General features: G+C 64.1%; 14 protein-coding genes. 2 read left to right on the top strand and 12 right to left on the bottom strand.

The genetic code is table 11. From position 1 onward, the window contains the following. Positions 1-156 precede the first annotated feature (156 nt). Positions 157-576 (top strand): phasin family protein, encoded by a 420-nt coding sequence (locus tag APH28_RS12580; RefSeq protein ID WP_060509748.1) that lies wholly within the window; start codon positions 157-159, stop codon positions 574-576. A gap of 10 nt (positions 577-586) precedes the next feature. Continuing rightward, complete coding sequence (locus tag APH28_RS12575) at positions 587-1,366, top strand: phasin family protein (protein ID WP_060509746.1); 780 nt, start codon at positions 587-589, stop codon at positions 1,364-1,366. A 105-nt stretch (positions 1,367-1,471) separates the two neighbouring features. Here APH28_RS12575 and APH28_RS12570 read toward each other — a convergent pair whose 3' ends face one another. The 12 genes from APH28_RS12570 to APH28_RS12515 all read right to left on the bottom strand — a co-directional run bounded on the left by APH28_RS12570 (position 1,472) and on the right by APH28_RS12515 (position 13,267). Continuing rightward, positions 1,472-2,086: a TetR/AcrR family transcriptional regulator gene (locus APH28_RS12570; protein ID WP_060509743.1), complete on the bottom strand. Its 615-nt coding sequence runs from the start codon at positions 2,084-2,086 to the stop codon at positions 1,472-1,474. A gap of 13 nt (positions 2,087-2,099) precedes the next feature. Then, positions 2,100-3,782: a class II poly(R)-hydroxyalkanoic acid synthase gene (gene phaC, locus APH28_RS12565; RefSeq protein ID WP_060509741.1), complete on the bottom strand. Its 1,683-nt coding sequence runs from the start codon at positions 3,780-3,782 to the stop codon at positions 2,100-2,102. A gap of 68 nt (positions 3,783-3,850) precedes the next feature. Continuing rightward, complete coding sequence (gene phaZ / locus APH28_RS12560) at positions 3,851-4,702, bottom strand: poly(3-hydroxyalkanoate) depolymerase (RefSeq protein WP_060509739.1); 852 nt, start codon at positions 4,700-4,702, stop codon at positions 3,851-3,853. A gap of 63 nt (positions 4,703-4,765) precedes the next feature. Then, complete coding sequence (gene phaC / locus APH28_RS12555; RefSeq protein WP_060509737.1) at positions 4,766-6,445, bottom strand: class II poly(R)-hydroxyalkanoic acid synthase; 1,680 nt, start codon at positions 6,443-6,445, stop codon at positions 4,766-4,768. Between the two features lie 352 nt (positions 6,446-6,797). Continuing rightward, on the bottom strand, positions 6,798-7,175 hold the full coding sequence (locus APH28_RS12550; RefSeq protein WP_060509735.1) for a gamma-butyrobetaine hydroxylase-like domain-containing protein: 378 nt from the start codon (positions 7,173-7,175) through the stop codon (positions 6,798-6,800). Between the two features lie 87 nt (positions 7,176-7,262). Further along, on the bottom strand, positions 7,263-8,606 hold the full coding sequence (hslU, locus tag APH28_RS12545) for an ATP-dependent protease ATPase subunit HslU (RefSeq protein ID WP_060509734.1): 1,344 nt from the start codon (positions 8,604-8,606) through the stop codon (positions 7,263-7,265). A 76-nt stretch (positions 8,607-8,682) separates the two neighbouring features. Continuing rightward, positions 8,683-9,213, bottom strand: a complete 531-nt coding sequence (hslV, locus tag APH28_RS12540) for an ATP-dependent protease subunit HslV (RefSeq protein WP_027920652.1) — start codon at positions 9,211-9,213, stop codon at positions 8,683-8,685. 183 nt (positions 9,214-9,396) lie between these two features. Further along, entirely contained in the window at positions 9,397-10,668 is a 1,272-nt protein-coding gene (locus APH28_RS12535) for a dihydroorotase (RefSeq protein ID WP_060509732.1), read from the bottom strand. After that, positions 10,665-11,669, bottom strand: a complete 1,005-nt coding sequence (locus tag APH28_RS12530; protein ID WP_016395343.1) for an aspartate carbamoyltransferase catalytic subunit — start codon at positions 11,667-11,669, stop codon at positions 10,665-10,667. Before APH28_RS12530 ends, APH28_RS12535 begins: the two co-directional genes overlap by 4 nt. A 13-nt stretch (positions 11,670-11,682) precedes the next feature. Then, entirely contained in the window at positions 11,683-12,201 is a 519-nt protein-coding gene (gene pyrR, locus APH28_RS12525; protein ID WP_060509730.1) for a bifunctional pyr operon transcriptional regulator/uracil phosphoribosyltransferase PyrR, read from the bottom strand. Positions 12,202-12,260: 59 nt separating this feature from the next. Further along, complete coding sequence (ruvX, locus tag APH28_RS12520; RefSeq protein ID WP_060509728.1) at positions 12,261-12,698, bottom strand: Holliday junction resolvase RuvX; 438 nt, start codon at positions 12,696-12,698, stop codon at positions 12,261-12,263. Continuing rightward, positions 12,698-13,267, bottom strand: coding sequence for a YqgE/AlgH family protein (locus APH28_RS12515; RefSeq protein ID WP_060509726.1), 570 nt, complete (start codon positions 13,265-13,267; stop codon positions 12,698-12,700). Before APH28_RS12515 ends, ruvX begins: the two co-directional genes overlap by 1 nt. Positions 13,268-13,346 lie beyond the last annotated feature (79 nt).

Here is a 13,346-nt window from a genome sequence, read left to right as displayed (position 1 = left end):
CCAACGCTAGGGGCCTGGCCTGCCAAGCAGGGCTTACATATGTGATACCCCGAATTGAACCTTAGGGTGAGGTTTCTAAAATTTCGCCCTACCTTGTGCACAAGCCCAACCTCCATGGGCGGTTTTTCCTCCACTCATGAACATGAGGTACACAGCATGGCCAAAGTGATTGTGAAGAAAAAAGACGAAGCCCTGGGCACGTTGGGTGAAGTGCGAGGGTACGCACGCAAGATCTGGCTGGCCGGTATTGGCGCCTACGCCCGCGTCGGCCAAGAAGGCTCCGACTACTTCAAGGAATTGGTCAAGGCCGGTGAAGGCGTCGAGAAACGTGGCAAGAAACGCATCGACAAAGAGCTCGATGCCGCCAACCACCAGCTCGAGGAAGCCGGTGAAGAGGTCAGCCGCGTACGCGGCAAGGTCGAAGTTCAACTCGACAAGATCGAAAAAGCTTTCGACGCACGGGTAGGTCGCGCCTTGAATCGCCTTGGCATTCCGTCTAAACATGACGTTGAGGCGTTGTCCATCAAGCTTGAACAGCTGCATGAGCTGCTCGAGCGCGTCGCGCACAAACCATAAGGAGAGCAGGATGGCTGGCAAGAAGAATTCCGACAAAGAAGGCAGCTCCTGGATCGGCGGGATCGAGAAGTACTCCCGCAAGATCTGGCTGGCGGGGCTGGGTATCTATTCGAAAGTCGACCAGGACGGCCCGAAGCTGTTCGACTCGCTGGTGAAGGATGGCGAGAAGGCCGAGAAGCAAGCGAAGAAGACGGCTGAAGATGTGGCAGAAACCGCCAAGTCCTCGACCACTTCGCGCGTGTCTGGCGTCAAGGACCGTGCCCTGGGCAAGTGGAGCGAACTTGAAGAAGCCTTCGACAAGCGCCTGAACAGCGCCATCTCGCGTCTTGGCGTGCCGAGCCGCAACGAGATCAAGGCCCTGCACCAGCAGGTCGACAGCCTGACCAAGCAGATCGAGAAACTGACCGGCGCTTCGGTCACCCCGGTCTCTTCGCGCTCTGCGACAGCCAAGCCGGCAGCGACCAAGGCGGCCGCCAAGCCATTGGCCAAGCCAGCGGCCAAAACCGCAGCAGCCAAACCTGCAGCCAAACCTGCAGCTCCTAAAGCTAAACCAGCTGCCAAGACTGCAGCGGCCAAGCCCGCAGCTAAACCGGCTGCCAAGCCTGTTGCAGCCAAGCCAGCCGCAGCGAAGAAGCCGGCAGTGAAGAAGGCTCCGGCCAAACCGGCAGCCGCCAAGCCGGCGGCACCAGCGGCCAGCGCCGCTCCGGCCGCTACCGCAACGCCGGCAGCTACCGCGGCTCCGGCCAGCAACCCGCCTTCAGCTCCGGCCAGCACTGGCACTCTGCTCTGATAGCGGTGTAACGCCCTTCGCGGGGCAAGCCCGCTCCTATAGGTGTGTGAAGGACCTGTAGGAGCGGGCTTGTCCCGCGAAGGCCATATCACCGATCCGGCAGGCCTACCCCTCCAGATACCGCACAGCCAACCCCTCTGCCGCCGTCCGTGCCTGTTCCTGCAGATGCGGCGCCACCAGCATCATTACCTGGTACACCACGATCCCTGAATCCCCCTCGCGCCCCAGCACCCGCTGGTAGTCGAGCGAGAACATCAAGGTCAGGGTGATCTGCTCGACCAGCTGTCCCAACGCCTGTGTCTCACTGACCACTTGCCCCTGGCCTTTGAGGCTGGCCAGCAGTGCCGCCAGCGTACGCTTGAGCGCGTTGATCAGGCTGCGCATGCCGCGCGCCAGCTTGGGCAGGCGCCCGGTCAGGTTGGACAGGTCCTGGAACAGAAACCGGTACTGGGCCATGCGCTCGACGATCAGGTGCAGGAACAACCAGTAGTCCTCGGCCCCCAGGCGCACCTCCAGCGGAGGGTCGAGCAGCGGCATCAACGCTTCCTCGAAACGCTCGAACAGTCCGTGAATCAAGGGTTCCTTGCCATGGAAGTGGTAATACAGGTTGCCCGGGCTGATGCCCAGTTCGTTGGCGATCTCCAAGGTCGAGACATTGGGTTCGCCCTGCGAGTTGAACAGTTGCAAGGCGCATTCGAGGATACGGTCGCGGGTCTTCATCCAGGCGTCGTGCTCATCGGGTCAGGACATAGGTGCCTGGCGCAGGGCCCAGCGGTGGATAGGTGGCGTTGCCCAGCTCCGTGCGTGGCGCCTTGAGAGGGCCAGAGCGCGGTGTGATCCAGTCCAGCCACAGCGGCCACCAACTGCCGTCGCGGCGCTGCGCGTCATGGAACCAGGCGCGCGGGTCGCTCGATAGCTTGGGGTTTTCCAGGTAGTACGCCTTGGGGTTGCCGGGCGGGTTGATGATGCTCTGGATGTGCCCGCTGTTGGCCAGCACGAACTGCCGGTCGCCACCGAGCAGCAAGGCCGAGCGGTACACGGCGTCCCATGGGGTGATGTGGTCGTTGCTGCCCGCCACGGTGAAGCTGTCGAGGTCGACCTGCTTGAGGTCGATCGGTGTGCCGCACACCTCCAGGCCTGCGGCGCGAGTCAGCGGGTTGACCTTGAAAAAGTCCAGCAGGTCGCCATGCAGGGCCGCCGGCAGGCGCGTGCTGTCGGCGTTCCAGTAGAGGATATCGAAGGCTGGCGGGGTCTTGCCGAGCAGGTAGTTGTTGACCCAGTAGTTCCAGATCAGGTCGTTGGGCCGCATCCAGGCGAAGATCCGCGCCACCTCGCCACCGTCCAGCACGCCACGCTGGTACGAGCGTCGCTTGGCCGCCTCGATGGTCTGCTCGTCGGCGAACAGGCTGGCGGGGCTGTCGAACTTGCTGTCGAGCAGGCTGACCAGATAAGTGGCACTGCGCACTCGGCGCAGCTGGTGCTTGGCTTGCAGGTGGCCCTGCAGCGCGGCCATGGTCAGGCCGCCAGCGCAGGCGCCCATCAGGTTCGGGTCACGGCTGCCGCTGATGCTGCGGCAGGCGTTGAGGGCTTCTTCCAAGGCCTGTACATAACTCGACAGGCCCCACTCACGGTGGCGCGGGTCGGGGTTGCGCCAGCTGACCATGAACACCTGCAAGCCGTTCTTGAGCATGTACTGGACGAAGCTGTTGGTCGGCTGCATGTCGAAGATGTAGAACTTGTTGATCTGCGGTGGCACCACCAGCACGGGCCGGGCGTGTTGCTTCTCGCTCATCGGCTTGTACTGGATCAGCTCCAGCTGATCGTTGCGAAACACCACGGCGCCGGGGGTAGCGGCCAGGTTGCCGCCGACTTCAAACGCGCGCTCATCGACCTGACGCGGCAGGCCGTCGTTGTGACGCAAGTCGTCGAGCAAGTGAGCGACGCCACGCACCAGGCTCTGCCCGCCAGTGTTGAACAGTTCCTTGACCGCCAGCGGGTTGAGCAGCGAGTTGCTCGGTGCCAGGGCGTCGTTGATCAGGTTGAACAGAAAATGTGCACGGGCCCGGTCATCGTCGTCCAGGTGGCTTTCCTCGATCCACAGGCGGGTCTGTTTCTGCCACGCCAGGTAGGCCTGCAGGCCGCGTCGGTAGAACGGGTTCTGGCTCCACGTCGGGTCGCTGAAGCGGGCATCACGCGCGCTCGGCTGATAGGGCGTATCGCCGAGCATCACCCGGCCCAGCTGTCCGCCCAGGGCCAGCAGGTGGCGGGCGGTGTGCAGCGGGTTGCGCAGACCATGGCGGCCAACACTGCGCAAGGTGGAAATCAGGTCGCGTCCGCGCACGCCCAGGATGGCGTTCTGCACGTTCATGCTGGTGGCGGGGAGCGTTGACGATCCTTTGGCCGGCTTTTCTTTCATGGCAACAACTCCCTTGTCAGGCCACGGTCGTACTCATCAGTCGTGCTCGTGCAACAGCAAGCAACAATTCAGCCACCAGAGGCCGGACTGGGGTGCATGACCGCGCGCTGACGCTCTTGCTGCAGGAACTTCATGATGATGGGGGCGACGGCCTCAGCCCGGGTGATCAGGAACAGATGGCCGTCGTCGATAATGTGTAGCTGGGCATTGGGAATTCGCCAGGCCAACAGGCGCATGTTGATCAGCGGGATCAGCGGGTCGTCGTCGCCGGCCAGCACCAGGGTTGGCTGCTGGATCTTGTGCAGCCAGTGGATGCTGGTCCAGCCAAGGCCGGCGAACAGTTGCCAGTAGTAGCCCAGTTTGCCGCCCGAACGCACCTTGGCCGCGTGGTGCATGGCCAGGTCCGGGTCGCGGCGAAAACCGCCGCCATAGATCAGCGGCGCGATGCGGATGACGTGCGATGGCTGCACGTAGCGCCGGGGGCTGGCCATCATCCACAGCACCTTGGGTTTGCCCGGCACCATTACTGCACCGGCAGCGGTAGCCGCCAGCACCAGCTTCTTGCAGCGCTCGGGGTAGTCGTGGGCGAACTGCTGGGCCAGGGCGCCGCCCCAGGACACACCGATGACATTGACCTGGCCGTAGTCCAGGTAGTCGAGCATGCGTGCCGTCAGCTTGGCCAAGCCGGGAAAGCGGTACGGATGGCGTGGGGTGGACGAACCTCCGACGCCGGGGACGTCGAAGGCAATGACTTCCAGGTCCGGGTCCAGTGCTTCGATGAACGGGAACACCAGCTCCAGGTTGGCGCCGATGCCGTTGAAGATCAGCAGTGGCGTCAGGTGCGGCTTGCCCGGGCGCACCGCGGTACGGATGGACTGGTCGTCCAGTTCGACGGTGCGGAATATGTAGGGTAGCGGCATGCGCGTGGCTCTGTGGCTTGAAAATGTACCGTGGCACGCTCCAAGCGGCCACGGCATTGCGTCTCAACGCTCGTGGACGTACGTCCCCGGTGCAGCCTCGCCGGCGGCATAGGCACGGTTGCCCAGGCGCGTGGGTGCCTTTTTCAGTTCGCCGGCGCGCTCGCCCAGCCAGCTCTGCCAGTGCAACCACCAGGAGTCGGCATGCTTCTCGGCGTTATCCTGCCAGGCCACCGGGTCACCCGGGCGGTCGGCGCCGGTCATGAAGCGGGCCTTGGGGTTGCCGGGCGGGTTGAGGATGCTCTGGATGTGGCCGCTGTTGGACAGCACGAACTCGATCTTGCCGCCGAACAGGTGCGCTGATCGGTAGCACGATTGCCACGGGGTGATGTGGTCGGAGGTGCCCGCGACGCTGAAGATGTCGCACTGGACTTTCTTCAGGTCGATGGCGGTGCCGCACACTTCCAGGGCACCCGGGCGGATCAGCGGGTTGTTCTTGAACATCTCGATCAGGTCGCCGTGGAAGGCAGCGGGCAGGCGCGTGGTGTCGTTGTTCCAGAACAGGATGTCGAACACGGGTGGCTCGTTGCCGAGCAGGTAATTGTTGACCCAGTAATTCCAGATCAGGTCGTTGGGGCGCATCCAGGCGAACACCTTGGCCATGTCGCTGCCTTCGAGCACCCCGGACTGGTAGGAGTGGCGCTTGGCAGCCTCGAGCGTCTGCTCGTCGACGAACAGCGCAACCTCGGTGTCCATCGTGGTGTCGAGCACGCTGACCAGCAGGGTCAGGGCATTGACCTTCTGTTCACCCAGCGCGGCGTAGTGGCCGACCAGTGCCGTGCAGGTGATGCCGCCGGAGCAGGCACCCAGCATGTTCAGGTCTTTGCTGCCGGTGATTGCCAGTACCGCGTCCACCGCTTCCTTCAATGCATCGATGTAGGTCGACAGGCCCCACTCGCGCTGGGCCTTGGTCGGGTTGCGCCAACTGATGATGAAGGTCTGCTGCTGCGAGCGCAGGCAGAAGCGCGCCAGGCTCTTATCCGGGCTCAGGTCGAAGACGTAGAACTTGTTGATCTGGGGGGGCACTATCAGCAGCGGGCGGGCATGCACCTGCTCGGTGATCGGGCTGTACTGGATCAGCTCCAGCACATCGTTGCGGTAGACCACGGCGCCTTCGCTGGTGCCAAGGTTCTTGCCGACCTCGAACGCGTCCATGTTGACCTGGCTGGGCATGCCGCCGTTGTTGACCACGTCCTTGGCCAGGTTGGACAGGCCATCCAGCAGGCTCTTGCCGCCGGTTTCGAAGAAGCGTTTGACCGCCGCCGGGTTGGACAGGGTATTGGTCGGCGCCATGGCCTCGGTCATCAGGTTGATGACGAACTGCCCGCGGGCGATGTCCTGGGGCGACAGGTCACTGTCGCCGATCCAGTCCTGCAGCTCCTTGCGCCAGGCCAGGTAGGTTTGCAGGTAACGGCGGTACAGCGGGTTCTTGCTCCAGGCCGGGTCCTGGAAGCGACGGTCGTCACCGGCAGGGGCGAGGCTGGACTTGCCCAACAGCACGTTCTTCAGCTCCAGGCCAAAGTGCGCCACATGCTTGGCACTGTGCAGCGGCTGGCGCACGGCCTGACGCAGCACGGTACGCGCAGAGCTCAGCAGGTCCTTGCGGCGGATGCCGATGACCGGGTTCAGGCCCAGGGTGTTTTCCGAGGCCTGCCGCTGCAACTCATCGTTGTTCTTGTTACTCATCTACGACGCTCCGTTGTCCTGAGACGAGTACCGGTTTGCTGTGGCGCAAGGCACAGCGGACAGCCCGGTACTGCTACTCGGGTGACCAGTGATAAGGAACAGCGGTGCTGCGGGCCGGATGTGTCTGGCGATGAGCTGCGGAGGTTCTACGTGTGAAGACAGCCTGCTTTCGCTCGCGACCTTTACATACCGGCCAGTGCCTGATTGCCTTCGAGGCGATGCAGGGAACTTGCCAGCTCCATTGGTTACCCGACTTTCATGTAATGCGCAAGACAGCCCGTTCAAGAGTTGTCTGTAAGGCATTCAAACAGATGAGATTAGAAAATGCGCTCTAAAGCCTGGAGGGCTTGAGCTAGAGCATGAGTTTGACCACCGATTCGGCTGGGTCGCGGGACTTGCCGGCCTTGTGCAGTTCATCGAGATACTCGGCCCACAACTGCTGCTGGCGCAGGCACAGCTGCTCAAGGTATTCCCAAGTGAACAGGCCGCTGTCATGGCCGTCGTCGAAGGTCAGTTTCAGTGCATATTGGCCGGCAGGCTCCAGGCCGATGAGGCCGACGTTGATCTTGCCAAATTGCAGGATGGGGTTGCCGTGGCCCTGGACCTCGGCGGAGGGGGAGTGCACCCGCAGGAATTCGGCGGGCAGCTGATAGACCTCGCCCGGGGCGTAAGTGAGGCTGAGGGTCTTGGAGGCTTTGTGCAGGTTGATGGCGGTGGGCAGGCGGGCCATGGTCTGAATCTCTCGGGAGCGGATGGTGCAAGCTTCGAGTGATTCAGGCCATTGTGCAAGGGGGCCGCGAAGCGGCCCCGTGCGGTTTTACAGGATGTAGCGCGACAGGTCTTCGTTCTGCGCCAGCTCACCCAGGTGGCCGTTCACATACGCGGCATCGATGATGATCGGTGCTTCGTCGTGGGTGCTGGCCAGGTCACCGGCACTGAACGACACCTCTTCGAGCAGGCGCTCGAGCAGGGTGTGCAGGCGGCGGGCACCGATGTTCTCGGTCTTCTCGTTGACCTGGTAGGCGATCTCGGCCAAGCGTTTGATGCCGTCGGCAGCGAACTCGATGTTCAGGCCTTCGGTTTTCAGCAGCGCGCTGTACTGCTCAGTCAGCGAGGCGTGTGGCTCTTGCAGGATGCGCTCGAAGTCTTCCGGGGTCAGCGCCTTGAGCTCGACACGAATTGGCAGGCGGCCTTGCAGCTCCGGCACCAGGTCGCTCGGCTTGCTCAGGTGGAACGCACCGGACGCAATGAACAGGATGTGGTCGGTCTTGACCATGCCCAGCTTGGTGTTGACGGTGCAGCCTTCGATCAGCGGCAGCAGGTCGCGCTGCACGCCTTCACGGGATACATCGGCACCGCCGACGTTGCCACGCTTGGCCACCTTGTCGATTTCGTCGATGAACACGATACCGTGCTGCTCGACCGCTTCCAGCGCCTTGGCCTTGAGCTCTTCCTCGTTGACCAGGCGGCTGGCTTCTTCGTCGCGCACCATCTTCAGCGCTTCCTTGACCTTCAGCTTGCGGCTCTTGCGCTTGCCCTTGCCCATGTTGGCGAACAGGCTCTGCAGCTGGTTGGTCATCTCTTCCATGCCGGGTGGCGCGGCGATTTCGACGCCGGTGTTCTCGGCAACCTCGATCTCGATTTCCTTGTCGTCCAGCTGGCCTTCGCGCAGACGCTTGCGGAACAGCTGACGGGTGTTGGAATCGGTGCTGGTCTGTGCGGCTTCCTCGCTGAAACTGCTGGCCCGTGCCTGGGGCAGCAGGGCGTCGAGGATGCGGTCTTCGGCGGCGTCTTCGGCGCGGTGGCGCACACGGACGATTTCCTGCTCGCGCAGCATCTTCAGCGCGGCATCGGCCAGGTCACGGATGATCGACTCGACGTCGCGGCCAACGTAGCCCACTTCGGTGAACTTGGTGGCTTCGACCTTGAGGAACGGCGCGTTGGCCAGTTTGGCCAGGCGGCGGGCGATTTCGGTCTTGCCGACGCCGGTAGGGCCGATCATCAGGATGTTCTTCGGCGTCACCTCGGCACGCAGCTCGGCGGGGAGCTGCATCCGGCGCCAGCGGTTGCGCAGGGCGATGGCGACGGCGCGCTTGGCGTCGTCCTGGCCGATGATGTGGCGGTTGAGTTCGTGAACGATCTCGCGGGGGGTCATGGACATGATCAATACGGTCCTGAGGCAGAGTGTGTCAGCGTGGAAAAGCCCCACCGCCGGGATGGGGCGCCAGAACAGCTGATCACTCGGCCAGGTCCTGCTCCTCGATGGTCAGGTTGTGGTTGGTGAACACGCAGATGTCGCCGGCGATGTTCAGGGCGGCCTCGGTGATTTCCCGGGCCGACAGGTCAGTCTTGTTCAGCAGGGCGCGGGCCGCGGCTTGGGCGTAGCCGCCGCCGGACCCCATGGCGATCAGGCCGTCTTCGGGTTCGACCACGTCACCGTTGCCGGTGATGATCAGCGATGCGTCCTTGTTGGCCACGGCCAGCATGGCTTCCAGGCGGCTCAGGGAGCGGTCGGTACGCCATTCCTTGGCCAGTTCGACGGCGGCACGCACCAGGTGGCCGGAGTGTTTCTGCAGCTGGGCTTCGAAGCGCTCGAACAGGGTGAAGGCGTCGGCGGTGGCACCGGCGAAACCGGCGATCACTTCGCCGTTGTACAGGCGACGGACTTTTTTGGCGTTGCCTTTCATCACGGTGTTGCCGAGGGATACCTGGCCGTCGCCGCCCATGACGACTTTGCCGTTACGGCGGACAGAAACGATGGTGGTCAAGGGGAGAGTCTCCACGCAGCGGGGCAAAATTGCCTGATGCAGACTCATATGGGGGTGGGGGGCAAGATTTCAACCGCGGGGGATGAATGGTCGCGCTTGGCAGGTCCCGCCCCCACAGGTTTGTCGCAAGGCCATGGCCTGCGCTGAGCCTGTGGGAGCGGGCGAGCCCGCGAAGGGCCTTACTCAGGCCTGGTGGCAGACATGCCCATCGACCAAGGTATAACGCACGGCCGCCGGCAGGCAGTGGCCGATGAACGGGCAGTTGTCGCCACGCGACAGCCATTGCTCGCCGGCAATCGTCGAGGCCTTGGCGTCGAACAGCACCAGGTCGGCCGCGCCGCCGACTTTCAGTTCACCGGCCGGCAGGCGCATGGCCTTGGCGGGGCCGCTGCTCAGGCGGGCGAGCAGAGTCGGCAGGTCGAGCAGGCCGTCCTCGACCAGGGTCATGGCCAGCGGCAGCAGCAGTTCGACGCTGCTGATGCCCGGTTCGGTGGCGCCGAACGGTGCCAGCTTGGCATCACGCTCGTGGGGCTGGTGGTGGCTCGAGATCGCATTGATCACACCCGACTTCACCGCCGCGCGCAGGCCGTCGCGGTCGGCGGCGGTGCGCAGCGGTGGCTGCACATGGTACAGGCTGGAAAACTCACGCAGCGATTCGTCGGTGAGGATCAGCTGGTAGAGCGCCACATCGGCGGTCACCGGCAGGCCACGTTGTTGAGCCTGTTCGATCAGCTGTGCGCCGCGGGCACTGGTGATCTGGGTGAAGTGCGCACGCACGCCAGACTGTTCCACCAGTAGCAGGTTGCGCGCCAGGGCCACGGTTTCGGCGCTTTCCGGGATGCCCGGCAGGCCGAGGAAGCTGGCCATGGCGCCTTCGTGGGCCAGGCCGCCCTGGGCCAGATCGCGGTCCTGGGAGTGGAACACCACGGTCAGGTCGAAGGTGGCGGCGTACTCCAGGGCGCGGGCCAGGGTACGGTTGTTGGGGATCTCTTTCAGGCCGTTGCCGAAGGCCACGCAACCGGTATCGCGCAGGGCCACCAGTTCGGCCAGTTGCTCGCCTTCCAGGCCCTTGGTCAGGGCGCCGATCGGGTAGACCTTGCTGTTGGCCGCTTCCCGTGCGCGGTCGAGGATCAGCTCGGCCACGGCCGAGGTGTCCAGCACCGGCTTGGTCTGCGGCGGGCAGCACAGGCTGGTGACACCGCCGGCTACGGCGGCGCGGGTTTCACTGGCGATCGAGCCTTTGCGGCTGTAACCCGGTTCGCGCAGCGAGACGCCAAGGTCGACCAGACCCGGCGCGGCGATCAGGCCGTCAGCTTCGATCGTGCGGCTGGCGCTGAAGCCGGCTGGGGCGGCGCCGATGGCGGCAATGCGCCCGCCGTCCAGGTGCAGGTCGGTGACCTGGTCCAGGCCGCTGGCAGGGTCGATCACCCGGGCGCCAAGAATGCTGATGGTCACTGGGCGTTCTCCTGGTCGAGTTGACGTTGCGCGTTCTGCCCGCTCATGGCCATGGACAGCACAGCCATGCGCACGGCGATGCCGTAGGTGACCTGGTTGAGAATCACCGAGTGTTTGCCGTCGGCCACCGCCGATTCAATTTCCACGCCACGGTTGATCGGGCCTGGGTGCATGACGATGGCATCGGGCTTGGCGCCGGCCAGGCGTGCGGTGGTCAGGCCAAACAGGCGGTAGAACTCGCCTTCGCTGGGCAGCAGGCCGCCGGCCATGCGTTCACGTTGCAGGCGTAGCATGATCACCACGTCGACGTCCTTCAGGCCTTCGGCGAGGTCGGTGTAGACCTTCACGCCGTACTGCTCGATACCGATCGGGATCAGGGTTTTCGGGCCGATCACGCGGATGTCCGGGCAGCCCAGCGCCTTCAGCGCCAGCATGTCCGAACGGGCCACGCGCGAGTGCAGGATGTCGCCGACGATCGCCACCGAGAGGTTCTCGAAACTACCCTTGTGGCGGCGGATGGTCAGCATGTCGAGCATGCCCTGGGTCGGGTGCGCGTGGCGGCCGTCACCACCGTTGATCACCGCAACATCCGGGCACACGTGCTCAGCGATGAAGTGCGCGGCACCAGAGTCGGAGTGGCGCACGACGAACATGTCGGCGGCCATGGCTTCGAGGTTGCGCAGGGTGTCGAACAGGGTCTCGCCCTTGCTGGTCGAGGAGGTCGACACGTTCAGGCTGATCACGTCGGCCGACAGGCGCTGGGCGGCCAGTTCGAAGGTGGTGCGGGTGCGGGTCGAGTTCTCGAAGAACACGTTGCACACGGTCTTGCCGCGCAGCAACGGGACTTTCTTCACGGCCCGGGCGCCGACTTCGAGGAACGAGTCGGCGGTGTCGAGGATCTCGGTGAGCAGTTCGCGGGGCAAACCGTCGAGCGAGAGGAAGTGGCGCAGCTGGCCCTGATCATTGAGCTGCAGCGGGCGCTTGGCGTCGATTGGCGTCATCGCGAGGGGACTCTTAAAGGGCGGAAGCGGTGGCGAGGTCCTGGCGCTCGAGGGCGAGCGGCGCGGGTCCGGTCAATTTTACCCGTTCATGGGCAGCCAGCGACAGGGTGGCGCCGAGCACATTGGGACGGATCGGCAGTTCGCCGGCATCCAGGTCGAGCAGGCAGACCAAGGTGACACTGGCCGGGCGGCCATAGTCGAACAGTTCATTGAGGGCGGCGCGGATGGTGCGGCCGCTCATCAGCACGTCGTCGATCAGCACCAGGTGCTGGCCTTCGACCTCGAACGGCAGCTCTGACGGGCGCACCTGCGGGTGCAGGCCGTTCTGGCTGAAGTCATCGCGATAGAACGACACGTCCAGGGTGCCGAGCGGGCTCTGGTCGGCCATTTCTTTCTGCAAAGCCTGGGCAATCCAGACGCCGCCGGTGCGGATGCCGATGAAGCGTGGCTCGGTGATGTTGCGGCGGGCCAGATGGGCGCGAAGGTCGATAGCCATCTGCCGGATCAGCTCGGCGGGATTGGGTAGGCTCATTGCGTATCTCCTGGGGGCGCCGGGGGCGTTGTGATTGCCCCGACGTAGACGCGGAAAGATCAGGTATTGGCCTCCAGCCAGCCTTGCAGCAGCAGGGCGGCGGCGATGGCGTCGACCGGGTTGTCACGGTAGCTGCCGCGCTGGCCACCACGGGCCAGGCGCTCGCCTTTGGCCTCGAAGGTGGTCAGGCGTTCGTCGTGGGTGTGCACGGGCAGGTTGAAGCGGCCGTTCAGGCGGCGGGCGAATTTTTCCGCGCGCTCGCTCATGTCGCTCGGCGTGCCGTCCATGTTCAGCGGCAGGCCGACGACGATGGCATCGGGCTTCCACTCGCTGATGAGCTTTTCCACCTGGGCCCAGTCCGGCACGCCGTTCTGTGCCTTCAGGGTGCACAGCTCGCGGGCCTGGCCGGTAACCACCTGGCCGACGGCGACGCCAATCTGTTTGGTGCCGTAGTCGAAGCCCAGCAGTAGGCGTAACTGAGGGTTTGGTTCGGCCATCAGGCGTGCCCCGCCTGGCTGGTCAGCAAGCTGAGGTTGATCCCCAGGCTGCGGGCTGCGGCGCTCAGGCGCTGTTCGCTGGCCATGCCGAAGAGGATCTCCGGGTCGAACGGGCAGTTGAGCCAGGCGTTGTCAGCCAGTTCAGCTTCCAGCTGGCCCGCTTCCCAGCCGGCATAACCCAGGGTGATCAGGCTTTTTTGCGGCCCCACACCTTCGGAGATGGCAAACAGCACGTCCTGCGACGTGGACAGCGACAGGCCTTGCAGTTCGACCGTGGCCTGGTAGCTGCATTCGCTGCTGTGCAATACGAAACCGCGGTCGGTCTGCACCGGGCCACCCTGGTAGATGGGGACCTGCAAGGTGCTGGCTGGAGGTACCTCGTCCGGACGCAACTGCTCGAGAATGTCGGCCAGGTTCAGCTCCTGTGGTCGGTTGACCACCAAGCCCATGGCGCCATTGGCGTTGTGCTCGACGATGTACGTGAGGGTCTGGGCAAAGTTCGGATCGGCCATGTGCGGCATGGCGATCAGGAACTGATGCTTGAGGTAGCTCGGGGTGAGGGTTTTCATGGAGGATAGTGTGGCGCCAGGTGGCGAGGCTGACAAGGTGCGGATATGTGTCAGATGTGCCGGCCTGTTCGCGGGCAAA

The sequence above is a fragment of the Pseudomonas sp. NBRC 111124 genome (assembly GCF_001320245.1).
In the GTDB taxonomy this organism is placed as follows: Bacteria; Pseudomonadota; Gammaproteobacteria; order Pseudomonadales; family Pseudomonadaceae; genus Aquipseudomonas.
Note: the sequence above shows the minus strand (reverse complement) of the source record. Positions and strands in the feature narration are given on the sequence as shown.